Source organism: Streptomyces sp. NPDC058534, assembly GCF_042717365.1.
GTDB lineage: Bacteria > Actinomycetota > Actinomycetes > Streptomycetales > Streptomycetaceae > Streptomyces.
Map to the genome: position 1 here is coordinate 71,030 of NZ_JBHXNW010000020.1, position 21,556 is coordinate 92,585.

The window sequence follows — 21,556 nt, forward strand, 5'->3', positions numbered from 1 at the left end:
CGCGGCCTCGGGAGGTCGTCGAAGCCGATGACGGTGAGGTCCTCGGGGACCCTGACGCCCGCCGCGAGGGCCGCGTTCAGGACCCCGATGGCCACGACGTCGTTGCCGCAGAACACGGCGGTGGGTGCCCGGTCCGCGTCGAGCAGGGCGGGCAGCGCCCGGTAGCCGGTGTCGTACTCGAACGCACCGCGCACCACCCGGTCCTCCGGCAGCCCGACGCCCGCCTCGGCGAGGGCCAGTCGGAACCCCAGCTCGCGCTCGCGCCCCGTGGTGGTGTTGGCCGCGCCGAAGACGCCCGCGATGTGCCGGTGCCCGAGGGCGACGAGTTCCCGGGCGACGAGGCGCCCGCCGCCCTCGTTGTCGACGACGGAGGCGGAGTCGCCGGCCCGGCCGGTGTCCCGGTTGAGGAAGACGTAGGGCATGCCGCGCCGCTCCAGCTGTGCGGGCAGACGGGAGTCGGTGCAGACGGTCGGCGACCGTACCGTCATCCGCCCCGAGCGCTACCAGAGCGACCTCCTCGCCATGGTCGGCCCCTTCCCCGACGCGCGGTTCGCCGTCCGGGGCATCCAGACCAACCACTCACGCGCTACGCGGGCCTGCGCGTGGCCGTCCTGTGGACCATGCACGGCACCTACCGCGGCACCCCCGCCTTCGGCCCCCTCACCGGCCGGCCGGTGACGGTGCTCGGGGTGTCGCAGTTCCTGATCCAGGACGGCCGGATCGTGAAGGAGGTCCGCGTCTACGACGAGATCTCGCTCCGCGCGCAGATCGACGCGGGACGCGAGGAGGGCCCGCAGGTGGAGGCCAACATCTACTGAGCCTGCCCCCCTTGCTACTGGCGGCCCGGCACCGGCGTGCCGGGCCGCCGGGACGTGAACATTGCCGGGCCGTCGCCGGGATCTGGAACGGTACGTGGTGGTGCCCGGCTTCCTGGCCATGGTCGGGGACGTGCGCGGCAGGTCGGTGCTCGACCTGGCCTCCGGGACCGGCTTCTACAGCAGGGAGTTCATGCGGCGCGGTGCGGCGGAGGTGCTCGGCATCGATGTCTCCGGTGAGATGCTCTCCGTGGCACGGCAGTTGGAGGAGAGCGAGCCGCTCGGTGCGCGCTACGAGGTCGGTGACGTGGCCGAGCTGCGGCCTCTCGGGCGGCGCTTCGACATCGCGACGGCGGTGCAGTTGCTCAACTACGCGACGGACATCGCCACCGCGGAGCGGATGTGCCGCAACGCGTACCGGAGCCTCGAACCCGGCGGTGAGTTCTTCGTACTCAACCAGTCGCCCGACTTCCGCTTCGACGGGCCGCCCCCGGACAGGTACGGCTTCCGCAGCGAGCTGACCGGCGAGCAGGCCGAGCCGGGACCGCAGGTGCGGATCACGGCGCTGCTGGACCCGCCGGTCTCCTTCGTCGCCAACCTCCCGCGCCGCGAGGTCTACGAGAAGTGGCTGCGGGCGGCCGGGTTCAGCGAGGTGACCTGGGTGCCGCTGACGGTGTCCGAGGCCGGCCTGCGCGAGTTCGGCGCGGAGTACTGGGCGGACTTCGACGCCAACCCTCCGCTGGAGATGCTGCGCTGTCGCGCCTGGTTGGTGCCGGCGGGACCGGCGGTCGGCCCGTGGCCGGGCGGCTACTGCGGTGGGTTGAGCTTGCGGAAGTAGGTCCAGCTGGTCTCGTTCGGCTCGCTCCACTTCTCGGGGGCGTGGGCGAACTCCGGATGGTGGTCGGCGATGTACGCGCGGGTGCGCTCGGGAACCTCCGTGTACGCGCCGAGCTTGCGGCCCCGGCAGTGGAAGGTGAGGCCGCCGGGGCGCTGTCCGCGCGCCATCCACGGGAGCCACGGGGACATCCGGGACCACGACATGGTCGCCGGGACACTGGGCGCGGGGCCCGCCAGGTCGGCGCGGTCGGCGAAGAACTGGAAGAGCTCCAGGGCCTTGTACGTGTCGCCGGCCGAGTGGACCGGGTACTGGGCCACCGGCAGCGGCGAGGGGTAGGCGAGCGGGATCTCCAGGCTGAAGCAGACCTGTCCGCCGAGTTCGGTCGTCGGGACGGGGAAGGGGCGCCACTTCTGGTTCGCCGGGTCGTTCCAGACGTGCACGACCGGCAGGTCCTGCCAGGTCTCCAGGATCTCGCGGCTGACGGGATCGAGGTAGAAGGCGGCCTCGCGGGTGAGCAGCCGACAGGCGTCCGGGCCGCCGTCGGCGTCCTGGACGAGGCGGGCGACGTTGACCCCTTCGAAGCCGAAGACACGCTGGTAAGGCTCGTCGGGACCCCAGGCATACACGTCACCGGTCCACCAGTACGTGACCTCCTCGCCGTCCAGCGAGGCACGGGTGCGGGCGAGGGCGCGGAGCTGTTCTGCGGGTGTCGTCATGGGGAGTACTCTGCGCGATCACCGCCGCGACGGGGCGCCGATCACCCCGGCATGGCCCGGAATTGGCCCAAAGACTGCCGCCGGTGTGCCTCTGTCGACGCGGGCGGGTCAGAACAGAGCGATGCGGTGAGACGTCGACCGTCGTGGGCGCGAACGGACTGCCGATCATCGGGTGGGGCGTGATCGGCTGCGCCACCGCCCTCTCGTCCTGCATCGGTCTGGACACCGTCGCCTCGATCGCGGAGTCGCTGTACGACGAGTTCCGCGAGCTGTTGTACGCCCCGCCGCCGCTGCTCCAGCGGATGGCGGAGGCGGGACTCCTCGGCCGGAAGACCGGCCGGGGCTTCCACACCTACGACCGGGGCTGACGGCCGGGTTCCGGCGCGGCGTCGGCCGTGGTGGCGAGCCCGAGTTCGCGCTCGCCGAGGGGGGTGAAGAAGCGCTCGACGTCCGCGTCGCCGACGTCGGCGAGGGCGGCCGGTGACCAGCGGGGGTTGCGGTCCTTGTCGATGATCTGGGCGCGGATGCCCTCGACCAGGTCGGGTGCGCCGAGCGCCGCGCAGGAGACGCGGTACTCCTGGTCCAGCACCCGCTCCAGCGAGCCGAGCCCGCGGGCGCGGCGTATGGCGGCCAGGGTGACTTGCAAAGAGGTAGGCGACTTGGCGAGCAGGGTCTCGGCGGCCTCCTTTGCGGCCGGATCGCCGTGGTCGTACAGCCGCCGTACGGCCTCCTCGACGCTGTCCGTGGCGTAGCAGGCGTCGATCCAGGCCCGGTGCGCGGCCATGACGCCCTGCGGGGGCGCCTGTGTGTGCCGGGCCAGGGCATCGGGGACGGGCAGTTCGGCCAGTTCGTCGACGAGGTCCCGCAGCGCGGCGGAGGGCACGTAGTGGTCGGCGAGTCCACACAACAGGGCGTCGGCGGCACCGATCTGCGTGCCGGTCAGGGCGAGGTGGGTGCCGAGTTCGCCGGGGGCGACGGCGAGCAGGTGGGTGCCGCCGACGTCGGGCACGAAGCCGATGCCGGTCTCGGGCATGGCGATCCTGGACCGCTCGGTGACGATCCGGACACTGCCGTGCGCGGAGATGCCGACGCCGCCGCCCATGACGATGCCGTCCATGACGGCGACGTAGGGCTTGGGGTAGCGGGCGATGCGGGCGTTGAGGCGGTACTCGTCGCGCCAGAAGGCGGCCGAGGCGGTGCCGTCCCCGTCGCGGGCGTCGTCGTGGATGGTCCGGATGTCGCCGCCCGCGCACAGGCCGCGCTCCCCCGCGCCGGTGATGACGACGGTCTCGACGGCCGGGTCCCGCTCCCAGGCGGTCAGCGCCTCGTCGACGCGGAGCACCATCTCGTGGGTGAGGGAGTTCAGGGCCCTGGGCCGGTTGAGGGTGATGTGGGCGGCCCGGCCGGTGGTGTGCAGGAGGACGGGTGCCTCGGTGCCGTTCATCTCGACACCGTACTCGCCGGGTCTGCCGTCCGGGCGTGGTGGGTCGGGGCCCGCCCTTCAGCGGGGTTCCGCCGCGTCCCGCCGGGGAGCGGCGAAGCGGACCGGTGCCCGGAAGCGGGCCCGGCGCGCCGCGCGCCGGAAGGTGAGCACGGCTGGGCCCGCCGGCATCAGCACCGCGCACCGGCCTTTCGCCCGTGGCAGGAGTCCGGCGAGCGTGCCCACGAACACGCAGCCGAACATCGCGTACGGCATCCAGGGCCCGACGCCGCCGGTGATCAGTGCCAAGGCGAACAGGGACGTGCAGCCTGTGGCGGTGGGCGCCTGACCCCGGGCGCCACCGGCACACGGTGAGGGACTCCGCCCGCCGGCGGAGCCCCTGATCGTCACCGGTCGTTCGCCGGCCTGCCTCACCGGTCCCCGGCGAACCAGTCCTTCTGCGGGGTCTTGGCCGCGAGGGCGCCGCAGTTGGAGCCGTAGTTCCAGGCCTGGAGGTTGTCGATGACGCCGCCCCACTCCACGCAGGCACCTCGCGCGAAGGCGTACACCGGCCCCGCGTACGAGCGGTACTCGCCCGCGTCGTACATGTCCTCGCTGCTGTCGACGTTGCGCACGTAGGCCACCATGTACTTCGGTGCGCCGGTGCTGTTGCGGATGGTGACCGTACAGTTCTTGCCGGTTGCCGAGTTGTAGGTGAGGTAGACCGTGCCGGTCTTCCCGATCGGCATGGAGTTCACCACCTTGTAGCCGGAGCCGCAGACCCCGTTGTACGAGGCGGTCGCGCCGTTGGTGGCCGCGCCGGCGGCGGGGGCGGTCACCATCAGCCCCGCTCCGATGGCCCCGACAGCGATCAACGACGCACCCACGGCTTGCATGGAACGCTTCATGGCACCCTCGATCCGTGAATCGGACTGGCCTCCCCATGGTGTTGCTGAAGCCACCCGTTGAGACCTTTGCGCCTGTTCGGTGGTTGTACGCCGTTGACGACTTTTTACGGCCATTCGCGAAGAAGATCGGCTGAGGCCGCCCGGCACCACCGTGGGTGCGACTCCCGCTCCGCTCCTACTTCCCGTGCGGGTCGGTCGCGTTGAGTGCGGCCACGACCTGGTCGTAGTCGCCGCGGGCCTCCCCGTAGCGCAGGAACTTCACGCGCTCGACCTGGATCTCCCGGGCGTCGGGCTCGGCCTCGATCAGGCCGACGACCTCCGTGACGAACTCGTCGAGGGGCATGGCGTGCTCGTTGTCCTCCTGTCCGGGCAGCAGCGCGGTGCGCACGGACGGCGGTACGAGTTCCACGACCTTCACGGAGGTGTCGGCGAGCTGGAGCCGGACGGACTCGCTGAGCATGTGGATCGCGGCCTTGGACGCGTTGTAGCTGGGCGTGACCTTCAGCGGCGTGAACGCCAGGCCCGAGGAGACGGTCATGATCGTGGCGTCCGGACGGGTCCGCAGGTGCTCGACGAAGGCGGCGATGAGCCGGATCGGGCCGAGCACGTTGGTCGTCACCGTGGACTCCGCGGTGGCGAGGAACGTGGCGGGATCGTGCCAGTCCTCGGCGTGCATCACGCCGGCCATCGTGACGAGGACGTTGAGGTCCGGATGGGCTGCGAGCACCTGCTTGGCGGCGGCCGCGATGCTCGCGGCGTCCGTGGTGTCGATCCGTACCGCTAGCCGCAGGCCACCGCCCGCTCACTCGCACCCGACGACCGCTCCCAACTCGTCCAGTTCGCGGACGATCGAGGCTCGCAGTACGTCATGTCGGGGACCCAGCCGGAACTGGTCGTCGCTCCACCGTTCTCGCGGATGGAGCCAGACGGGGCCACCGACCAAGTCGGCCGGCTCCCAGTCGAAGCGCGGCCAGACGTGCGCGTGCAGGAAGGGGTCCGTGTTGCCGAGGATCTCCAGGTTGACCCGGCGGAAGGCGGGGTCCAGCAGTCGGCAGGCACGCTCCACCGCTTCGCCGAGCCGGTCCATGTCGGACAGGAACGACAGCCGTTTCGCCCTCGGCAGGTCGGACAGCCGCTGCACATCCGGTTCGTCCACGAGGAGAACCGAGTAGCCCGGCAGGAACTGGACGTCCCCGATCACCGCGAATCCCGCGGCCGGCCGCCGCATCACGGTCGGGTTCTCCCCTCTCAGCGCGGCCCCGATCCGGTCCGCCCGCCAGTCATCAGCCATCACCTGAACCTACCTTCACCGCCACCGCCCTCGAAGTCCGACCGGCTTCCGTCATGCTGTGGGGCATGCCTGACGCAGCCGGTGTCCGACCGGCACGGTCACGCGGACGGACGGTGAACCCGGAAAACGCTTCGCCCGAAGTCTCCCCGTCCGGCAGTCTCCCGGGCATGACCACACCGCCTTTCGTGCCCGGGCTGGAGCTGGCCCGCCGTTTCTATTCCGAAGCCGTCCGGCCCCTGTTGGACGCGGAGGCCCCCGGGGTCGTCCACTCGGCCGCGCGGGTGGGTGGTGGTTCGGAGGTGCTGGGGTTCGACACCCCGCGCTCGGCGGATCACGAATGGGGGCCTCGGCTGGAGCTCTTCCTGCGGCCGGGGGACGTCGACCGGCACGGTGCGAGGATCTGGGACGTGCTCGCGGAGCGTCTGCCGAATGCGTTCCACGGGTATCCGACCCACTTCGCCGCCACCGCCGAGGAGGGGATCCGGGTGATGCGGGCGACCGACGGGCCGGTCCATCACCGTGTCGACATCACGGATGCGGGCGGGTGGTTCACCGAACGGCTGGGGTTCGATCCCGGTCGGGGCGTCACCGTGGCGGACTGGCTGTCCGCTCCCACTCAGCGGCTCGCCGAGGTCACCGCCGGCGCCGTGTTCCATGACGGGCTGGGACAGCTCGTCCCGGCCCGGGCGACGCTCGACTGGTATCCGCACGACCTCTGGCTGTACCTGCTCGCCTGCCAGTGGCGGCGCGTCTCGCAGGAGGAGGCCTTCGTCGGCAGGTGCGGCGAAGTGGGCGACGAGCTGGGTTCCGCCGTCGTCGCCGCGCGGCTGGTCCGCGACCTGATGCGGCTGTGCCTGCTGATGGACCGTCGCTATCCGCCGTACGGCAAGTGGCTCGGAAGTGCTTTCGCCCGCACCCCACAGGCGGCGTCCCTCACGCCGGTCCTCACGGCCGCTCTCGCCGCCACCGACCCGCAGACCCGCGAGGACCGCCTCGCCCGCGCCTACGAGGTCGTGGCCGACGCGCACAACCAGCTCGGGCTGACCGACCCCGTCGACCCCGCCACGCGCCCCTATCACGGGCGGCCGTTCCGGGTCCTGCGCGCCGAACGCTTCGCCGAGGCGCTGACCGCCCGCGTCGCCGACCCGTCCGTCAGGGCGCTGCCGCCGACCGGTGCCGTCGACCAGTTCGCCGACAGCACCGACGTACTGAGCCACCCCGCGCGGGCGCGAGCGGTCACCGGGGGCCTGGAGCACTGACGCCGTGGCGACGGCCTCGCCTCAGCCGTAGGGGCCGAGCCGGCCCAGGGTTTCCTCCGGGGTCGCGCCGGGGCGCGTCCACTGGGGGACGGGGCGGCTGGTCGGGCCCCACGTGGCGTTGCCGTCCACGTCCGAGCGCCAGGAATAGCACGGCTCGCCGCCCTCCGGCCGGCCCTCGGGGTTGTCCTCCCAGGCCTCGCCGCGGCCGTACGGCGTGAGGTCGAGCAGGGCGATGGATCCGTTGACCCGCTCGGTGCCGCGGCCCGTCGTGGAGTAGGTGAGGAAGACGCGGTCGCCTTCGCGCAGGTAGGAGGTGAGGTATCCGGTCTCGCCGCCGGCCGGCCCCTCCACGCCGCGGATCGAGTACCAGGGCTGGGTGTAGCCCATGAACTCGACGTAGGCGGCGACCTCCTCCCAGCGGCCCGTGGTCACGACGGCGAAGGACACGCCGCGCGCGTTGAGGTAGACGGCGTCCTTCAGGTGCCAGACGGTGGTGGTGCAGCCCTCGCACTGCCCCTGGTGCGGCGCGCCGTCGTACCACATGTGCTTGTAGACCACGAGTTCGTCGCGGCCCTGGAAGAGGTCCAGGAACGGGACGGGGCCGTCGGGTCCGACGACCTCGACCGTCCCGTCGAACTCGACCATCGGCAGCCGGCGACGGGCCGCCGCGAGGGCGTCACCGGCGCGGGTGTGCGCCTTCTCGCGGACCAGCAGCTCGTCACGGGCGGCCTGCCAGGTGGCCTGGTCCACCACGGGCGGACGGCCGGACGGCGCGGTGGTCTGGTCACTCGGCGTGTGCGTCATGACATCCTCCGTGGTGTCTCGTGCCTGGCGGCGTCGCGCGTGGGGCTACGACGCTCACCAGATACAGACTCCCACCGCGGCCGGAACAAATCGCGGCGACACGAAGCCACCTCAGCTTCCCCAGCCGCCGCCGGAGGGCGGAGGACCTGGATCACGGGTGGGACCGGTGCGGGTCCGGTGCCAGGTGAATGGAGTCCTCCGGGCTGCGGAAGGCGATGAGGCCGGCCTGGCTCCGGCCGTCGGGGGCGTCGGTGATCGGGAGGTGCAGCTTGGCCTCGACGGTGTAGGTGCCCTTCGGGGCGTCACGGAGCAGGGCGGAGGCCATCGTCCCCTCGCCGGAGAAGTCGGCGTCCTGGGTGGGCCACGCGTACTTCCCGTCGGCCACCCGCCCGTCGGACGGTCCGAACCACTCCCAGCCGTCGAGCCGGTCGTCGGTGAACTCCTCGCGGTAGGCCCGCAGCTCCCTGCCGACTTTCGGGTCGGGCCGCTTCCTCGTCACCGGGGTGTAGAGCCGGGTGACGCCGACGTTGTCGACCTCGCCCGTGCCGTGGGCCGACGCCGCGCCGCCACGCCGCCACGAGTCGGGGACGTCCACCTCGAACTCGGCCAGGAGCATGCCGAGCATCGCCGAACTCAGCTCCACCCGGGCGCGGCCGTCGCGGATCTCGGCGCTCAGCGCGTGCCGGCTCCCGGTGTCGGCGGCGGAGTGCAGTCGTTCCGTCCGGGACTTCCGCACCTTGCCGCCCGGGTCAGTTCGACCGTGAGGGTCCGGTCGGCCCCGACCCAGGCGATCAGGTGGTCGGAGGCGCTCCCCGCGGCCAGCACCAGGCCCACCCGGCCGCGGTCGTCGCGCAGCCGTACGTCCGCCTCCAGCCGCACGTCGCCTCGCGGGGCGTGGTCCGGAAGCAGCAACTGCGGGGCGGGGCCGTCGGCGGCCGCTCGTGCGTAGCCGCCCGCGTCCGGGTCGGTTCCCTCCCTCCAGGCGCCCGGGCCCAGCATCCGGAAGCCGCCGAGCCCGGACCCGAAGTCGCTGCCGGCGTCCGACCGCGCGACCGGCGCCTTCTGGGCGTCCACGCCGGTCCAGGCACCGGCGCGGACGGTCGGCCAGCCGTCGATCCAGTCGAGGCGGTCCATGACCGTGGGGCGACCGCCCCGGCCGGGGTCCTTCTCGTAGCGGTCGAAGCCGTTGGTGAGGATCCAGTCCTGACCGGACTTGTCCACCACGTTGGCCGAGTGCCCGGTGGCCACCCACTTGTTGCCGTTGGGCGAGTTGACGATCGTGCCGCCCGGGTGGCGGTCCGCCAGGCCGACGCCCTCCGCGTCGACGAACGGTCCCATCGGGTCCTTCGACCGGCCGACGTAGCCTCACCGCGGCGTGCGCCGACCACCTGCACCGGGTCCCCGACGGGCGCCGTGCCCTCGGCGTCGAGCCGCACGGCTTCGATGCCGCCGTCGCGGAAGGAGCCGTAGTAGAGGTACTTCTCCCCGTCGGTGTCGACGAAGACCGCCGGGGCGATCTGGTTGACCTTCTTGCCGTACGGCAGCACCGGGCGGCCGATGTCCCGCCAGGGCCCGGCGGGGTGGTCGGCGGTGGCGAGCGCGATGGTGTTGTCGTCGTTCCCGGCGACCGAGTAGTACACAGGTAGTACTTGCCGTTGCTGTAGCGGATGTCGGGCGCCCAGTAGTAGGTGCTCTCGAAGTCGCGCCACGTCGGGTGGTTGTCCGGGCCGAACACGTCGCCGACGTAGGTCCAGTTGACCAGGTCGGACGAGCGGGTGATCGGCATGAAATGCTGGGACTCCCACGGTCCGCCGGCGTTCTCCCGGGTCATGGAGGTCTGGGTCGCGTAGGCGTACCAGTAGCCGTCCTTTCCGCGGATGACCGACGGGTCGGAGTAGGCGTCGGCGATGTCGTCCATGATGTGGTTCGTGTGCGTGCCGGGGCGGTCCCCGGGCCCGCCGTGCCCTCGTCCCCGTGATCGTCTTCGATCGTGCCATCTGAGGTGGTCTCCCAGTCGGGGTCGGGCCGCCAGGGGCGGCCGGTGAGGAGGTGCGGAGTCGTGCGGAGTGCGGGGCGGGGCGGGCCGGGCGTCAGCGGACGGCCAGGGCGCCGATCCGCCAGAGGCCGTTCAACTCGGAGCCTTTGATGTCCAGTTCGGCGGTACGGCCGGACGCGCCGCCGTCCAGTTCGAAGGAGAACCAGGCGAAGGAGCGGGCCGGCAGGGTGTCCTCTCCGGAGCGGGCGAGGACGGTGCCGTTCTCGGAGATCGTGGTGATGGCGGACTCGGCGATCATGTCGCCCGTCAGGATCCACACGGTGTGCCGGCCGGCGGGCAGACGCAGCCGGTTCGCGGAGTCCTTGACCTTCTGGGTGACGAAGTCCCGTCGCAGGGCGTCGCCCGTGCCCCGGTCCCGGGTGTCGGGGCGCTCCTTGGTCCAGCCGAAGCCGCGTGCGTCGTCGGTCGTGGTACAGCATGTCGCGGATCAGCGGCTCGCCGCCGCGATCCCGGCCGTTGGGCCGGTCGCCCACCCAGCCGAAGCCGGCCTCCGGCGACCAGGCGGACGACGGCGTCAGCGCGGTGTATCCGGGCATCGGCACTCCGCCGTCCGGGCCGGCGTTCAGGGCTACTCGGCAGCGCGCGCCGTCGGGGCGACCACCAGGTCCGGGATCACGAGCACGGGCGGGTCACCATCGCCTCGCCGAACGGCCGGCTGCGGATGACCGTGTGGGTGGCGGACGGACGGCTGCGCTACCGCGTCGCCCGGCACGGACGGACCGTCGTGGCCTCCTCGGGGCTGGGTCCCCGGTGGCCCTGACCGGGACGGTACGCCGTCCCCCGTGGCTACAGCACCGTCGCCACGAGTCGGCGGGCGTGGGCGGCGTCGAGACCGTCCGGGCGGAAGAGGATGCGGTACATCAGCGGGGCCACGACGTGGTCGACGACCGTCTCGGTGTCGGGTGCCCGTTCGCCGCGCGCGGTCGCGCGGGTGAGGATGACGTCGATCTGCTCGGCGGCGTAGGCGGAGCACTGCCCGGCGTTGCCGCCGTCCGGATCGCCGAGCAGGGCGTCGCGGATGTAGGCGCGGCCGGAGGGAGAGGCCATCTCGTCCAGGAACTGCTCGGCCCACGCGGTCAGGTCGGCACTCAGGTCGCCGACTTCCTTGGGCGCCGTGTCGGGGCGCAGGCGCTCGACCGCCACGTCGGAGAGCAGTTCCTGGAGGTCACCCCAGCGCCGGTAGATCGTCGAGGGCGTCACACCGGCGCGCTGGGCGACCATCGGTACGGTCAGGGCGTCGCGGCCCACCTCCGACGCGAGTTCGCGTACGGCGGCGTGGACCGAGGCCTGGACTCGGGCGCTGCGCCCGCCGGGGCGCACCATCTGGCGGCTCATGCCTCCACCCTAAAGCAAACGCGTTGCGTCTACCGGTTCCGGAATCCCGTCGCTCATGCCACCGGCGCGGGCTCGCGGACGGGCCGGGTCGTCTCGTAGGCGTGACCGGCCCGCAGCAGCACGCTCTCCCCGAAGGGCCGGCCCATCAGCTGCATGCCCATGGGCAGGCCCGCCGTGTCGTGGCCGACCGGCACGGACAGGGACGGCAGCCCGGTGATGTTGGCCGGGGAGGACAGCCGCACATAGGCGTCGGAGACGCTCTCGACGGTGCCGTCGGGCCAGGTGACGGTCTCGCTGCCGGCCGTCACGGCGGTGGCCGGGACCGTCGGGGCGGCGATGATGTCGACCTCGTCCAGCAAGCGGGCCCAGGCCTGTCGCATCAGCGTGCGGGCGCGTTGGGCGCGCAGGTAGTCACCAGCGGGCATGAGTTCGCCGGCTTCGAGGAGGACGCGGACGTCCGCCTGGTACAGCTCGGGGACCGTGCGCAGGGTCTGTTCGTGGTAGGCGGTGGCCTCCGGCACCATCAGCCCCCAGTGAGTGGCCTGGACGTGGCGTGCCATCGGGATCTCCACGTCGACGAGAAGCGCGCCGAGGTCCTGGAGCCGGCCGATGGCGTGCCGGACGGCCGCCTCCACCTCCGGGTCGACGTGGTCGAAGTAGTAGTTGCGCGGCACGCCGACGCGCAGCCCGGTCAGGTCCGTGCCCGTGTCTGTCCCCCTGCCCGTGCCCGGCCGGTGCTCCGCTCGGGGCGCGTGCACCGAGGCTGGGTCGCGGGGGTCGTGTCCGGCGAGGGCCGGCAGGGCCAGGGCCGCGTCCTCCACGGTCCGGGTGACGGGGCCGACATGGTCCAGGGACCAGGACAGTGACGTGACGCCGGTGCGGGGGACCAGGCCGTAGGTCGGCTTGAGCCCGACGACCCCGTTGAGCGCGACGGGTACCCGGATCGATCCGCCGGTGTCGGTTCCCAGGGCGAAGGTGGCGGCACCGGCGGCGACGGCGACGGCCGACCCGCCGCTGGAGCCGCCGGCGATCCGGTCGGGGTCCCAGGCGTTGCTGGTCTGCGGGGTGGTCAGGCCGTAGGCGAACTCGTGGGTGTGGGTCTTGCCGACCAGGACCGCGCCGGCCGCCGACAGGCGCGCGGCCACGGTGCTGTCGCCCGGCGCACGGTGGTCCGCGCGGACCCGGGAGCCGGCCGAGGTCGCCGTGCCGGCGACGTCGATCAGGTCCTTCAGCCCCAGCGGTATCCCGTGCAGCGGTCCACGGTGGCGGCCGGCCGCGATGTCGTTCGCCGCCTCGTGGGCCGCGCGGCGGGCCCGGACGGCCGTGACGGTGGCGTAGGCGTGGAGGTGCGGTTCCACCTCGTCGATCCGGTGGAGTACGGAGTCCACGAGCTCGACCGGGGACAGCCGCCGCGACCGGATCGCGTCGGCGGCGGCGGTCAGGGTCAGTTCATACGGCTGCATCGGCCTGCTCCTCCCCCGCACGGTAGGCGGGTGCGGGCGGGGTGTCCCCGAAGTCGATCTCCCGGAGGGCGGCGACTACGGAGTGGATGTGATCGGCGGTGGCGGCGACCGCGTCGAGGCGGTCGGCCGGAAGCGACAGCCCGGCGCGGGCGGCCCAGCGGTTCGCCTCGGACGGCGTGAGTTGGTCGGCGGACACAGACGTTTCTCCTGATCGGACGGCGGACGAGCGCAACGGAGGCATCACCGCGACAAAAGCTAACTGTTTGCTTTAGTCGACTCTAGGGCCTACGATTCTTTAACGCAAACCGATTGCCTTTAGCCTGCCAGTCCAGTCCGACGCCGAACGAAGGAACCCATCGACCATGCCGACTCCCTCCTGGACCCTGGGCGACGTCACCGTCCACCGCGTCGACGAGATCCCCCTGCCGCCCGCGACCGGCCCTTGGCTACTGCCCGGCGCGACCACGGAGGTCGTTTCACAACATGCCTGGCTGCGACCCGACTTCGCCGCCCAGGACGGCACCCTGCGCCTCGACAGTCACAGCTTCGCGTTCGTCGTGGACGGGCTGCGGGTCCTGGTCGACACGGGCATCGGCAACGGCAAGGATCGGGCCAACCCCGCCTGGCACAACCTGCGGACGGACTTCGTCGACCGTCTCACCGCCGCCGGATTCCCCCCGGACTCCGTCGACCTGGTGGTCCTCACCCACCTGCACGCCGACCACGTCGGCTGGAACACGCGGGAGTTGAACGGCGCGTGGGTTCCCACCTTCCCCAACGCCCGCCATCTCACCTCACGCACCGAACGGGAGTTCTGGGCCACGTACGACATGGATGAGGCGCGCCGGCAGATGTTCCGCGACTCCGTGGTCCCCGTCGAGGAGGCGGGCCTGCTCGACCTCGTCGACGTGCCGGGCGAGGGCGTCGGGATCACGCCGAGCCTGCGCCTGGTCCCCACCCCGGGTCACACCCCCGGCCACGTCGCCGTCGAGCTGACATCGCGGGGGCGGACGGCACTGATCAGCGGCGACTGCGTCCACCACCCGGTCCAGCTCGCCCGCCCCGGGATCGGCGCCTGCGTCGACATCGACCCTGAGCAGGCCGAGGCCACGCGCCGCCGGCTGCTGGGCGGCCTCGCCGACACGGACACGCTCCTGCTCGGCACCCACTTCGCACCGCCCACCGCGGGCCGCGTCCGGACGCACGGGGACGCCTACCGGCTGGCGCCGGTCGCCGCCGAGGGGCGCTGATACGCGCCGCCGCGCGAGCAGCAAGGCGATCCGGGCTCGGCGCCGCAGCGCGGGCAAGGGGGCGCTCGGGCAACGGACCGTTCGTGAGAACGCTAGCCGCGCACGGCGGCCAGGCCCTGGTCGTACAGGTCGAGAATGTCGCCCTGCCCGTCGCCCTCGAGCCACGTCGCAGTGGCCGCGTCGAAGCACGCGAACGCGGTCGCGACGTTGTGGTTACTCGGAAACCGTAGGAGAGTATGGGCAAATGAGCGCCAAACAGCTACTCAAGGGACTGCCCGAGGACGCCGATCTGAGGCGCGCGGACTCCCTGGCCCGGGAGATCTTCTCCGACATCGCCAACAAGTGGGCGCTCCTGATCATCGAGGCGCTCGGTGAACGCACCCTGCGCTTCAGCGAGTTGCGGAACGAGGTCGAGGGCGTCAGCCACAAGATGCTCACGCAGAACCTCCGCATGCTGGAGCGCAACGGCCTGGTCGAGCGGACGGTGTACCCCACCGTGCCGCCGCGGGTCGAGTACACCCTCACCGAGCCGGGGCGGGCGCTGCGCACCACGGTCGACGCCATGTGCGGCTGGACCCACCAGTACCTCGGCCACATCGAGGACGCGCGCGGTCGCTTCGGCGGCTGACGGGCGCCAGGGGGAAGGGGCGGGCCGATGTAGGCGGTGGTCCAGGAACGCTTCGGCCCGCCCGAGGTGCTGCGGGTCGAGGAGATCGACCGGCCCCGGCCGGGGAACGGCCAGGTGCTGATACGGGTGCGTGCCGCCTCGGTGAACCCGTACGACTGGCACATGATGCGCGGCGACCCGTACGCGGCGCGGCTGACGGGTGGCATGGGGTTCAGGCGTCCGAATTGCCGGGTGGCCGGCATCGACGTCGCCGGAGTGGTGGAGAGTGCCGGCGCCGGCGTGGAGGGGCTCGTGCCGGGCACCGAGGTGCTGGGCTTCTGCCCCGGTGCCTTCGCCGGGTACGGGTGCGCCGGCGCCGGGCTGCTGGTGCCCAAGCCGGCCGCCCTCACCTTCGAGCAGGCCGCCGCCGTACCGATGGCCGCGGTGACCGCCCTGCGCGGCATCCGGACCGTGGGCCGGGCCCGGTCCGGGCAGCGGGTACTGGTCAACGGCGCGGGCGGCGGCGTGGGCACCTTCGCCGTGCAGATCGCCGCGGTGCTGGGCGCCGAGGTCACCGGAGTCTGCGGCGCCGGCAACGGCGATCTGGTGCGTTCCCTGGGCGCCGCGCACGTCGTCGACCACGCCCGACAGGACTTCACCGAGGGACGCGTGCGCTACGACGTGATCCTGGACAACGTGGGCAACCACCCGCCCGGCCGACTGCGCCGGGCACTCACCCCCACCGGGGTCCTGGTGGCCAACGGGGGCGGCTCGCCCGGCCGGGTGTTCGGCGCGATCGGCTCCATGCTGAGAGTGACGGCGGCCAACGCCTTCACCCGGCAGCGGCTGGGCCCGATCCTCCCGGCGACCCCGGCCGGTCCGGCGCACGCGGACCTGCTCGCCGGCCGACACGGCCGACGGCGTGCGCCACGTGGAGGAGGGCCACGCCCGCGGCAAGACCGTGATCACCGTGCCCGGCGGCGTCAGTGGAACCCCGTCCGGTCCGCCGTGACCTCGATGGTGTCCTTCACCATCGCCAGGGCCGCACCCGCCGGACTCGACCGCCCGCCGCTCACGGTCACGTCGCCCGCGTCCGGGCAGCCGAAGACCACGGCCTTCTCCGGCCCCGTGAGCGCGTGCAGCGGGTCCCCGGGCTCCGTCTCCTCCAGGCGTACGTCCACGAGGAGGGACCGGTCCACGGAGGCGACGACGACCGCCCGCAGGCGACGCGAGCGGGAGGCCGCGCTCAGGGCCGCGCCGGCGGTGTCCTCGTCCACGGGCTGTGCGCGCACGCGCACCGACGCCGGGTCCCAGCCCCAGGCCAGTGCGGCCAGCAGCCGCACCTTCGTGGCGGCGTCCGCGCCGGACAGGTCGGCCGACGGGTCCGCCTCCGCGATCCCGCGCCGGCGCGCCTCGCGGACCGCGTCGCGCAACGAGTGGCCCTCGGCGAGGCGGTCGAGCACGAAGGTCACGGTGCCGTTGGGGCAGGCCCGGATCGTCCGGCAGCCCATGCCGCGCAGGGCGGTCCGCGACAGGTCGCCCGCGGGCAGCGCCGCTCCGGTCGCCCCGGAGATCCTGATCATGCTCCGCCCGGCGCGGGCCGCCGCGTCGAGGTCTCCCCAGTGGGTGAGCAGGTGGCTCTTGGTGGCCGTCACGACGTGGACGCCCCGGCGCAGCGCGGTGACCGCCTCGTCCGCGGCGAGCGCGCGCAGCTCGGGCGAGGAGGGAAGCGCCTGCACGAACACGGTGGCGCCGGTCCGGCCGAGCGTCTCGTCCAGCGGCTCCGGCGGATCCCAGGCCGCGCGCGGTGGCACCGGCTGCCCGTCGTCACCCAGCAGGCACTGGCCCGAGCTCGCGCGAACGGCGCGGACCACCGGCCGTACGCCGTGCAGGCGGGCGAGTCCGTCCCCGTGCCGCACGAGATGGTCGACGAACGCCCGGCCGACCGGGCCGTATCCCGAAAGGACCACGCCGGTCCCCGTCGCTCCGCCCATCGGTCCGGGCTCCTCTCGCCTCATGCCGCCGGTCCGCCGAGTGGCGCCCGACCCGGATGAGATCACACCATCGGAAGGGTGGCGGCGCGAGGGCCGGCCGACCGGCCCGGGACGCCCGAAACCGAATCGAACGAGCCGAGGTGAGGACCGTTGACGACCGAGTCCGTGCGGTACCCGAGTGCGATCGTGCCCGTGGGGCACGTGGAGCCCGTGCCGCGCCGTGTCCGTGGGCTGATCGGCGGCCGTGCCGTCTTCGACACCCGGCGTGCGCTGTACGTGTGGGAGTGGCCCCCGTATCCGCAGTTCGGCATCCCGCTCGACGACCTGGCCGAGGGGGTGGTGCTGACCGCCGACGGGGAGACCCGGACCCTGGGCGCCTGGACCGCCCGGCGGCACTCCCTGCGCTTCGGGTCCGAGGTCCGCGAGGCGGCGGTCTGGGTCTGGGACGACGAGGCGCCCGAGCGGGTGCGCGGCACCGTCCGCTTCGAGTGGGAGGCGCTGGACGACTGGTTCGAGGAGGACGAAACGGTCTTCGTACATCCGCGGAGCCCCTACTCGCGTGTGGACGCGTTGCGCTCCTCCAGCAGCGTCCGCGTGGAGCTGAACGGGGAGGTGCTGGCGGACGCACCGCACTGCGTGACCCTGTTCGAGACGGGCCTGCCCACGCGTTACTACCTCGACCGCGCGTACGTCGACTGGACGCGGCTCCTGCCCTCGGACACGGTCACCCGCTGCCCGTACAAGGGGACGACGAGCGGCTACTGGTCGCTGCGCTCCGATCCCGAGGCCCACCCGGACATCGTCTGGGCGTACGACTTCCCGACCGCGCAGGTCCACCGGATCGCCGGCCTGGTCGCGTTCTACGGCGAACAGGTCGACCTCCAGGTGGACGGCGCGCCGGCCTGACGTACGGGTCAGTCCGTCCCTCCCTCCCCCGTGCCGCGCATGTCGACGACGGTGGCCGCGAAGGCCAGCGGGCCGGGGAGCAGCGGGATCAGTACGGGTATCGACCAGGCGAGCAGCGCGGCCAGCACCACCGCCGCGGCGAGCAGCAGCGTGCCGCGGGGGCCGGCGACGGAGCGCAGGAAGCCCTCACGTGGCGAGAGCCGGTGCGGGGCCGGCAGTGCGGTGGTGCGCAGGGCGACCACCGCCAGGCCGAGGGTGAGCAGGACCAGCGCGGGGGCCATGAGGTCCGCCCCGGGCAGGCTGCTGCGGGTCAGCGCCGAGTCGACCAGCAGGGCGACGACGAGCAGCGGTACGGCCAGACCGCCGGCGAGCGAGCCCGGTGTCAGGTGGGCGCGCAGGTGTCCCAGGTAGCCGCCGGCCCCGACGGGCGTGCCGTCTTCCGCGGCCCGGCGCAGGGTCGCGGACGCGGCGGCGAAGGCGGCCGGCGCGGTGACGACGGGGAGGCAGGCGACGCTGGTGACCACACCCACCAGCAGCACGTCCGCGAAGAGGGTGAAGCCGGCCGAGAAGACCTCCCCGGGTTCGCGGCGGTCGCTCGGCGGCAGGGTCGGTGCCTGGGTCATGGTGTCAGCCCTTCAGTCCGGAGGTGGCCATGCCCTGCACCAGGTAGCGCTGGAAGACGAAGAAGAACAGCACGATCGGCAGCACGGAGATCACCGACATCGCGAACATGGGTCCGTACGCCGAGGTGCTGGACTGGTCGACGAAGCTGCGCAGGGCCAGGGTGATGGTGAACTTCTCCGGAGCGAACAGATAGATCATCTGCGTGAAGAAGTCGTTCCACGTCCAGATAAAGGTGAAGATCGCCGTGGTGATCAGCGCCGGCCGGCTCAGCGGCAGCGTCACCGACCAGTACGTGCGGAAGGCGCCGGCGCCGTCGATGCGGGCGGACTCCTCCAGCTCGCGCGGCAGTCCGCGCATGAACTGGACGATGAGGAAGACGAAGAACGCCTCGGTGGCCAGGAACTTCGGCAGGATCAGCGGCCAGTAGGTGTCCACCATGCCGAGCCGGTTGAAGATGATGTACTGCGGGATGAGCACGACGTGGTGCGGGAGCATCAGCGTCGCCACCATGAAGGCGAACATCACCTTGCTCATCCGGAAGCGCAGCCGGGCGAAGGCGTAGGCGGCGAGGGAGCAGGAGAGCACGTTGCCGATCACCGCGCCGCCCGCGATCAGCACGGTGTTCCAGAGCAGCCGGGTCACGGGGACCCCGGACACACCGTCGAGGGCGGTCGTGTAGTTCGACCACTCCAGGTGGCTGGGCCACAGGTCGAGGCTGGTCACCACCTCGTCGGCCGGCTTGAGCGACGTGGCGAGCAGCCAGGCCAGGGGGTACAGCAGGACGAGCAGGCCCACGACGGCGATCGTGTGCGGGAGCCATCGCCTGGTGGTGAGGTTCATCGTCCCTCCTCGTCCGCGTAGAAGACCCAGGACCTGGACGTCCTGAACAGGATCAGGGTGATGATGCCGATGGCGACGAGCAGCAGCCAGGCCATGGCCGCGGCGTAGCCCATGTGGGAGGCGGTGAAGCCGCGTTCGTAGAGGTAGAGCGTGTAGAACATGGTCGAGTCGGCTGGGCCGCCGCTGCCACCGCTGACCGCGAAGGCGGGGGTGAACACCTGGAAGGACTGGATCATCTCCAGGACCAGGTTGAAGAAGACCACCGGGGACAGCATCGGCACGGTGACGGAGACGAACTGCCGCCAGCGTCCCGCGCCGTCCAGCGCCGCGGCCTCGTACAGCTCGGGCGAGATCTGCTGGAGCCCGGCGAGGAAGATCACCATGGGTGCGCCGAACTGCCACACCGTCAGCAGGACGATGACGAACACCGCGAGGTCGGGGTTGCCGACCCAGCCGCCGGTGTCGATGCCGATGGTGCCGAGGATGTCGACGACCGAGCCGCCGTCGTTGAACAGCGCGCGCCACACCAGGGCGATCGTCATGCTCGCCCCGAGCAGCGAGGGCGCGTAGAAGGCGGAGCGGTAGAACGCGCGGCCTCGGCCGAGGTTCTTCAGGAGCATCGCCGCGCCGAGTGCGAGGAGCAGCTTGAGCGGTACGGCGACCACGACGTACAGCAGGGTGGTGCCGACCGACCGCCAGAACCGGGGGTCCTCGGTGAGCATCTCCTTGTAGTTGCGCAGACCCACCCACTGCGGCGGGTCGAACAGGTTGTAGTCCGTGAATGACAGGTACAGCGACACGGCCATCGGCACCAGGGTCAGCACGGCCGCGCCGAGCATCCACGGTGTCAGGAACACGTAGGCGGGCCACTGCTGTTCGCGGCGCCGGGGGCGCCGGCGTTTGGCCGGCGGCCGTGACTCCGCCGGGCGGTCGGCGCGTGCGGGCGCCCTGGTCGACACTGTGCTCATGACCGCAGCTCCCGTTCGGCCTCGTCGATGAGTTCGCGCGCCGCCTCACGCGGGGAGGTCAGTTCGTACATCACGCGCTGGTAGGCGCGGTTGAAGGCGGTCTGGATGGCGACGTCTCCCCGTGGCGGGGCGGACGGCGGGGCGTCCAGTCCGTACTTCTCCATCTTCTGCGCGTACTCGTAGATCTCCTTCTCCGCGCCTTCGAGGGTCTTGGCGACGCGGGCCGCGATCTTCCGGTTCGGGGGCGTGGAACGGGTGAAGCCGAGGATGTCGCCGGCCCGCTCGTCGTTGAGCAGGAAGTCGACCAGCGCGGCCGCCTCCTTGGGGTGTTCGCTGTTCGCTCCGACGCCGAGGAGCATGGAGGGCTTGAAGTACGCGCCCTGGCGCCCGTCGGTGGTGGGGACCGGCGCGAAGTGGACCTGGTCGCCGAGCAGCCCGGTGTACCCGGGGAACGGTGCGTCCCAGGTGAAGTCGGCGGCGGCAAGCCCTCGGCCCATGGGTGCGGTCTCGGTGGTGTTCGCCTGAGAGGTGTCCTCGGCCTGGGCGACGACACCTTCCCTGCGCAGCTTGTCGCAGAACGTCCAGAACTCGGTGAGGTCGTCCTCGGTGAAGCCGAGTTCGGTCTGGCTCTTGTAGAGCTTTCCGCCGCGGCTGCGCAGCCAGTCCTCGAAGATGTCCTCGTTGACACCGTTGTCGTTGGCGCCCACCATGTCGCGTCCGTCGGGGGACTTCAGCCCCAGGGCGGCGATCTTCCGGTTGGCCTGCGCCCACTCCTCCCAGGTCCAGTCGGGCTGGGGGGTGGGGATGCCGGCCTTCTTGTAGACGGTGGAGTCGTAGGCGTAGCCGGTGATGCCGCGGCCCATCGGCAGGGCGTACTGCTTGCCCTCGAACATGCCCGTGCGGACGAATTCCTCGTCCATGTCGGAGGTCCGGATCGTGCCGTTCTCGACGACCTCGCCCAGCGGCAGGAGCGCGCCACCGCCCGCGTACTGGGAGATCTGCCGGTAGTCGAGCTGGGCCACGTCCGGGATGCCGCCGCCCGCCGCCTGGGTGGCCAGCTTCTGCATGTACGAGCCGAAGTCCGCGTTGGAGGTGCGGACGGTGACGCCGGGGTGTTCCTTCTCGAAGAGCTCCACGGCCTTCTTGGTGCGTTCGGCGCGCTCGTCGTTGCCCCACCAGGAGAACGTGAGGGTGATGCCGCCGGACGACACGTCGCCGGAGGAAGAGGAGCACGCGCTGAGCGATGCCGTGAGTGCGGTGCTGAGACCGACGGCGGCCGCGGCCAGGACGGCCCGGCGGCTCAGAGGTCGGCGCCGGCCGCTTCGGGGCTCGGGCATGAGGGCCTTCCCTGGGTTGCGAGGACGGGTGGACGAGGGCGGGACGAGGGCGGAGGACGGGGTGGCGCGGGGCCGGGCCCGTCGGGGTGCCATAACGCGGCCGGTCGGATGCCGAAGTGGACGGC

The 21,556-nt window shown here is 72.1% G+C and carries 23 protein-coding genes and 6 pseudogenes; 8 read left to right on the forward strand and 21 right to left on the reverse strand.

Translation table 11 applies throughout. From position 1 onward, the window contains the following. Positions 1-17: 17 nt before the first annotated feature. A pseudogene (locus ACFWR9_RS15115) lies at positions 18-488 on the reverse strand (substrate-binding domain-containing protein); the annotation flags it as partial. Between the two features lie 132 nt (positions 489-620). Between ACFWR9_RS15115 and ACFWR9_RS15120 the strand changes: the two are divergent. Beyond that, positions 621-818 (forward strand): hypothetical protein, encoded by a 198-nt coding sequence (locus tag ACFWR9_RS15120; protein WP_383841159.1) that lies wholly within the window; start codon positions 621-623, stop codon positions 816-818. Positions 819-912: 94 nt separating this feature from the next. Next, positions 913-1,653 (forward strand): class I SAM-dependent methyltransferase, encoded by a 741-nt coding sequence (locus ACFWR9_RS15125; RefSeq protein ID WP_383841162.1) that lies wholly within the window; start codon positions 913-915, stop codon positions 1,651-1,653. Here the strand turns inward: ACFWR9_RS15125 and ACFWR9_RS15130 are convergent. Next, complete coding sequence (locus ACFWR9_RS15130; RefSeq protein WP_383841165.1) at positions 1,623-2,369, reverse strand: DUF1838 family protein; 747 nt, start codon at positions 2,367-2,369, stop codon at positions 1,623-1,625. The two genes, ACFWR9_RS15125 and ACFWR9_RS15130, sit on opposite strands and share 31 nt — an antisense overlap. Before the next feature lie 206 nt (positions 2,370-2,575). On the opposite strand from ACFWR9_RS15130, the pseudogene ACFWR9_RS15135 reads away from it, so the two are divergent. Beyond that, positions 2,576-2,737: pseudogene (locus ACFWR9_RS15135) on the forward strand (3-hydroxyacyl-CoA dehydrogenase family protein); the annotation flags it as partial. Here the strand turns inward: ACFWR9_RS15135 and ACFWR9_RS15140 are convergent. The 5 genes and pseudogenes from ACFWR9_RS15140 to ACFWR9_RS15160 all read right to left on the reverse strand — a co-directional run bounded on the left by ACFWR9_RS15140 (position 2,722) and on the right by ACFWR9_RS15160 (position 5,988). Then, positions 2,722-3,813: an enoyl-CoA hydratase/isomerase family protein gene (locus ACFWR9_RS15140; RefSeq protein WP_383841168.1), complete on the reverse strand. Its 1,092-nt coding sequence runs from the start codon at positions 3,811-3,813 to the stop codon at positions 2,722-2,724. The pseudogene ACFWR9_RS15135 and the gene ACFWR9_RS15140 overlap by 16 nt on opposite strands. 57 nt (positions 3,814-3,870) lie before the next feature. Further along, positions 3,871-4,119: pseudogene (locus tag ACFWR9_RS15145) on the reverse strand (hypothetical protein); the annotation flags it as partial. Positions 4,120-4,220: 101 nt separating this feature from the next. Continuing rightward, positions 4,221-4,685 (reverse strand): spore-associated protein A, encoded by a 465-nt coding sequence (locus tag ACFWR9_RS15150; RefSeq protein ID WP_383841305.1) that lies wholly within the window; start codon positions 4,683-4,685, stop codon positions 4,221-4,223. 187 nt (positions 4,686-4,872) lie between these two features. After that, positions 4,873-5,487: an SDR family oxidoreductase gene (locus tag ACFWR9_RS15155; RefSeq protein ID WP_383841308.1), complete on the reverse strand. Its 615-nt coding sequence runs from the start codon at positions 5,485-5,487 to the stop codon at positions 4,873-4,875. A gap of 12 nt (positions 5,488-5,499) precedes the next feature. Further along, positions 5,500-5,988, reverse strand: coding sequence for a diadenosine tetraphosphate hydrolase (locus tag ACFWR9_RS15160; RefSeq protein WP_383841171.1), 489 nt, complete (start codon positions 5,986-5,988; stop codon positions 5,500-5,502). Positions 5,989-6,155: 167 nt separating this feature from the next. On the opposite strand from ACFWR9_RS15160, the gene ACFWR9_RS15165 reads away from it, so the two are divergent. After that, positions 6,156-7,247, forward strand: a complete 1,092-nt coding sequence (locus ACFWR9_RS15165; RefSeq protein ID WP_383841174.1) for a DUF4037 domain-containing protein — start codon at positions 6,156-6,158, stop codon at positions 7,245-7,247. Between the two features lie 21 nt (positions 7,248-7,268). On the opposite strand, the gene ACFWR9_RS15170 is transcribed toward ACFWR9_RS15165, so the two are convergent. From ACFWR9_RS15170 to ACFWR9_RS15210, 9 genes and pseudogenes are all read right to left on the reverse strand, one after another. Further along, positions 7,269-8,051, reverse strand: coding sequence for a DUF899 family protein (locus ACFWR9_RS15170; RefSeq protein ID WP_383841177.1), 783 nt, complete (start codon positions 8,049-8,051; stop codon positions 7,269-7,271). Positions 8,052-8,202: 151 nt separating this feature from the next. Continuing rightward, positions 8,203-8,787, reverse strand: a complete 585-nt coding sequence (locus ACFWR9_RS15175; protein WP_383841317.1) for a hypothetical protein — start codon at positions 8,785-8,787, stop codon at positions 8,203-8,205. Continuing rightward, positions 8,724-9,389: a hypothetical protein gene (locus ACFWR9_RS15180; protein ID WP_383841180.1), complete on the reverse strand. Its 666-nt coding sequence runs from the start codon at positions 9,387-9,389 to the stop codon at positions 8,724-8,726. The genes ACFWR9_RS15175 and ACFWR9_RS15180 overlap by 64 nt, the downstream gene beginning before the upstream one ends. A gap of 56 nt (positions 9,390-9,445) precedes the next feature. Further along, a pseudogene (locus ACFWR9_RS15185) lies at positions 9,446-9,760 on the reverse strand (family 43 glycosylhydrolase); the annotation flags it as partial. Continuing rightward, positions 9,688-9,969 (reverse strand): annotated as a pseudogene (locus tag ACFWR9_RS15190) (family 43 glycosylhydrolase); the annotation flags it as partial. The pseudogenes ACFWR9_RS15190 and ACFWR9_RS15185, both read right to left, overlap by 73 nt. A gap of 172 nt (positions 9,970-10,141) precedes the next feature. After that, a complete protein-coding gene (locus tag ACFWR9_RS15195) occupies positions 10,142-10,345 on the reverse strand; it encodes a hypothetical protein (protein WP_383841183.1) in 204 nt (67 codons plus the stop codon). Between the two features lie 548 nt (positions 10,346-10,893). Further along, entirely contained in the window at positions 10,894-11,442 is a 549-nt protein-coding gene (locus tag ACFWR9_RS15200) for a TetR/AcrR family transcriptional regulator (RefSeq protein WP_383841187.1), read from the reverse strand. Positions 11,443-11,495: 53 nt separating this feature from the next. Then, positions 11,496-12,905 (reverse strand): amidase, encoded by a 1,410-nt coding sequence (locus ACFWR9_RS15205; protein WP_383841190.1) that lies wholly within the window; start codon positions 12,903-12,905, stop codon positions 11,496-11,498. Next, on the reverse strand, positions 12,892-13,101 hold the full coding sequence (locus tag ACFWR9_RS15210; RefSeq protein WP_383841193.1) for a hypothetical protein: 210 nt from the start codon (positions 13,099-13,101) through the stop codon (positions 12,892-12,894). The genes ACFWR9_RS15205 and ACFWR9_RS15210 overlap by 14 nt, the downstream gene beginning before the upstream one ends. 166 nt (positions 13,102-13,267) lie before the next feature. Between ACFWR9_RS15210 and ACFWR9_RS15215 the strand changes: the two genes are divergently transcribed. The 3 genes and pseudogenes from ACFWR9_RS15215 (at position 13,268) to ACFWR9_RS15225 (ending at position 15,774) form a co-directional block, all read left to right on the forward strand. Next, positions 13,268-14,155, forward strand: coding sequence for an MBL fold metallo-hydrolase (locus ACFWR9_RS15215; RefSeq protein ID WP_383841196.1), 888 nt, complete (start codon positions 13,268-13,270; stop codon positions 14,153-14,155). Positions 14,156-14,399: 244 nt separating this feature from the next. Next, entirely contained in the window at positions 14,400-14,783 is a 384-nt protein-coding gene (locus ACFWR9_RS15220) for a winged helix-turn-helix transcriptional regulator (RefSeq protein ID WP_383841199.1), read from the forward strand. A gap of 36 nt (positions 14,784-14,819) precedes the next feature. After that, positions 14,820-15,774: pseudogene (locus ACFWR9_RS15225) on the forward strand (NAD(P)-dependent alcohol dehydrogenase). On the opposite strand, the gene ACFWR9_RS15230 reads toward ACFWR9_RS15225, so the two are convergent. Continuing rightward, positions 15,746-16,756 (reverse strand): homoserine dehydrogenase, encoded by a 1,011-nt coding sequence (locus tag ACFWR9_RS15230; protein ID WP_383841202.1) that lies wholly within the window; start codon positions 16,754-16,756, stop codon positions 15,746-15,748. The pseudogene ACFWR9_RS15225 and the gene ACFWR9_RS15230 sit on opposite strands and share 29 nt — an antisense overlap. A 150-nt stretch (positions 16,757-16,906) precedes the next feature. On the opposite strand from ACFWR9_RS15230, the gene ACFWR9_RS15235 reads away from it, so the two are divergent. Next, entirely contained in the window at positions 16,907-17,662 is a 756-nt protein-coding gene (locus ACFWR9_RS15235; RefSeq protein WP_383841205.1) for a DUF427 domain-containing protein, read from the forward strand. An 8-nt stretch (positions 17,663-17,670) separates the two neighbouring features. On the opposite strand, the gene ACFWR9_RS15240 is transcribed toward ACFWR9_RS15235, so the two are convergent. Genes ACFWR9_RS15240 through ACFWR9_RS15255 form a run of 4 tightly spaced genes read right to left on the reverse strand, consistent with a single transcriptional unit; the run spans position 17,671 to position 21,431 of the window. Continuing rightward, the gene (locus ACFWR9_RS15240; protein ID WP_383841208.1) at positions 17,671-18,285 is read right to left on the reverse strand and encodes a hypothetical protein; all 615 of its coding nucleotides are present in this window, start codon (positions 18,283-18,285) and stop codon (positions 17,671-17,673) included. A gap of 4 nt (positions 18,286-18,289) precedes the next feature. Further along, positions 18,290-19,126 (reverse strand): carbohydrate ABC transporter permease, encoded by an 837-nt coding sequence (locus ACFWR9_RS15245; RefSeq protein ID WP_383841211.1) that lies wholly within the window; start codon positions 19,124-19,126, stop codon positions 18,290-18,292. After that, on the reverse strand, positions 19,123-20,094 hold the full coding sequence (locus tag ACFWR9_RS15250; protein WP_383841214.1) for a carbohydrate ABC transporter permease: 972 nt from the start codon (positions 20,092-20,094) through the stop codon (positions 19,123-19,125). The genes ACFWR9_RS15245 and ACFWR9_RS15250 overlap by 4 nt, the downstream gene beginning before the upstream one ends. Continuing rightward, entirely contained in the window at positions 20,091-21,431 is a 1,341-nt protein-coding gene (locus tag ACFWR9_RS15255) for an ABC transporter substrate-binding protein (RefSeq protein ID WP_383841217.1), read from the reverse strand. Before ACFWR9_RS15255 ends, ACFWR9_RS15250 begins: the two co-directional genes overlap by 4 nt. Positions 21,432-21,556: the final 125 nt, after the last annotated feature.

What these genes read in the sequence shown, in the direction of transcription:
- ACFWR9_RS15120 (WP_383841159.1), top strand. Translation starts at nt 621, where the DNA reads ATGCACGGCACCTACCGCGGCACCCCCGCCTTCGGCCCCCTCACCGGC.
- ACFWR9_RS15130 (WP_383841165.1), bottom strand. Translation starts at nt 2,369, where the DNA reads ATGACGACACCCGCAGAACAGCTCCGCGCCCTCGCCCGCACCCGTGCC.
- ACFWR9_RS15140 (WP_383841168.1), bottom strand. Translation starts at nt 3,813, where the DNA reads ATGAACGGCACCGAGGCACCCGTCCTCCTGCACACCACCGGCCGGGCC.
- ACFWR9_RS15150 (WP_383841305.1), bottom strand. Translation starts at nt 4,685, where the DNA reads ATGCAAGCCGTGGGTGCGTCGTTGATCGCTGTCGGGGCCATCGGAGCG.
- ACFWR9_RS15160 (WP_383841171.1), bottom strand. Translation starts at nt 5,988, where the DNA reads ATGGCTGATGACTGGCGGGCGGACCGGATCGGGGCCGCGCTGAGAGGG.
- ACFWR9_RS15165 (WP_383841174.1), top strand. Translation starts at nt 6,156, where the DNA reads ATGACCACACCGCCTTTCGTGCCCGGGCTGGAGCTGGCCCGCCGTTTC.
- ACFWR9_RS15170 (WP_383841177.1), bottom strand. Translation starts at nt 8,051, where the DNA reads ATGACGCACACGCCGAGTGACCAGACCACCGCGCCGTCCGGCCGTCCG.
- ACFWR9_RS15180 (WP_383841180.1), bottom strand. Translation starts at nt 9,389, where the DNA reads ATGGGACCGTTCGTCGACGCGGAGGGCGTCGGCCTGGCGGACCGCCAC.
- ACFWR9_RS15195 (WP_383841183.1), bottom strand. Translation starts at nt 10,345, where the DNA reads ATGATCGCCGAGTCCGCCATCACCACGATCTCCGAGAACGGCACCGTC.
- ACFWR9_RS15200 (WP_383841187.1), bottom strand. Translation starts at nt 11,442, where the DNA reads ATGAGCCGCCAGATGGTGCGCCCCGGCGGGCGCAGCGCCCGAGTCCAG.
- ACFWR9_RS15205 (WP_383841190.1), bottom strand. Translation starts at nt 12,905, where the DNA reads ATGCAGCCGTATGAACTGACCCTGACCGCCGCCGCCGACGCGATCCGG.
- ACFWR9_RS15215 (WP_383841196.1), top strand. Translation starts at nt 13,268, where the DNA reads ATGCCGACTCCCTCCTGGACCCTGGGCGACGTCACCGTCCACCGCGTC.
- ACFWR9_RS15220 (WP_383841199.1), top strand. Translation starts at nt 14,400, where the DNA reads ATGAGCGCCAAACAGCTACTCAAGGGACTGCCCGAGGACGCCGATCTG.
- ACFWR9_RS15230 (WP_383841202.1), bottom strand. Translation starts at nt 16,756, where the DNA reads ATGGGCGGAGCGACGGGGACCGGCGTGGTCCTTTCGGGATACGGCCCG.
- ACFWR9_RS15240 (WP_383841208.1), bottom strand. Translation starts at nt 18,285, where the DNA reads ATGACCCAGGCACCGACCCTGCCGCCGAGCGACCGCCGCGAACCCGGG.
- ACFWR9_RS15245 (WP_383841211.1), bottom strand. Translation starts at nt 19,126, where the DNA reads ATGAACCTCACCACCAGGCGATGGCTCCCGCACACGATCGCCGTCGTG.
- ACFWR9_RS15250 (WP_383841214.1), bottom strand. Translation starts at nt 20,094, where the DNA reads ATGAGCACAGTGTCGACCAGGGCGCCCGCACGCGCCGACCGCCCGGCG.
- ACFWR9_RS15255 (WP_383841217.1), bottom strand. Translation starts at nt 21,431, where the DNA reads ATGCCCGAGCCCCGAAGCGGCCGGCGCCGACCTCTGAGCCGCCGGGCC.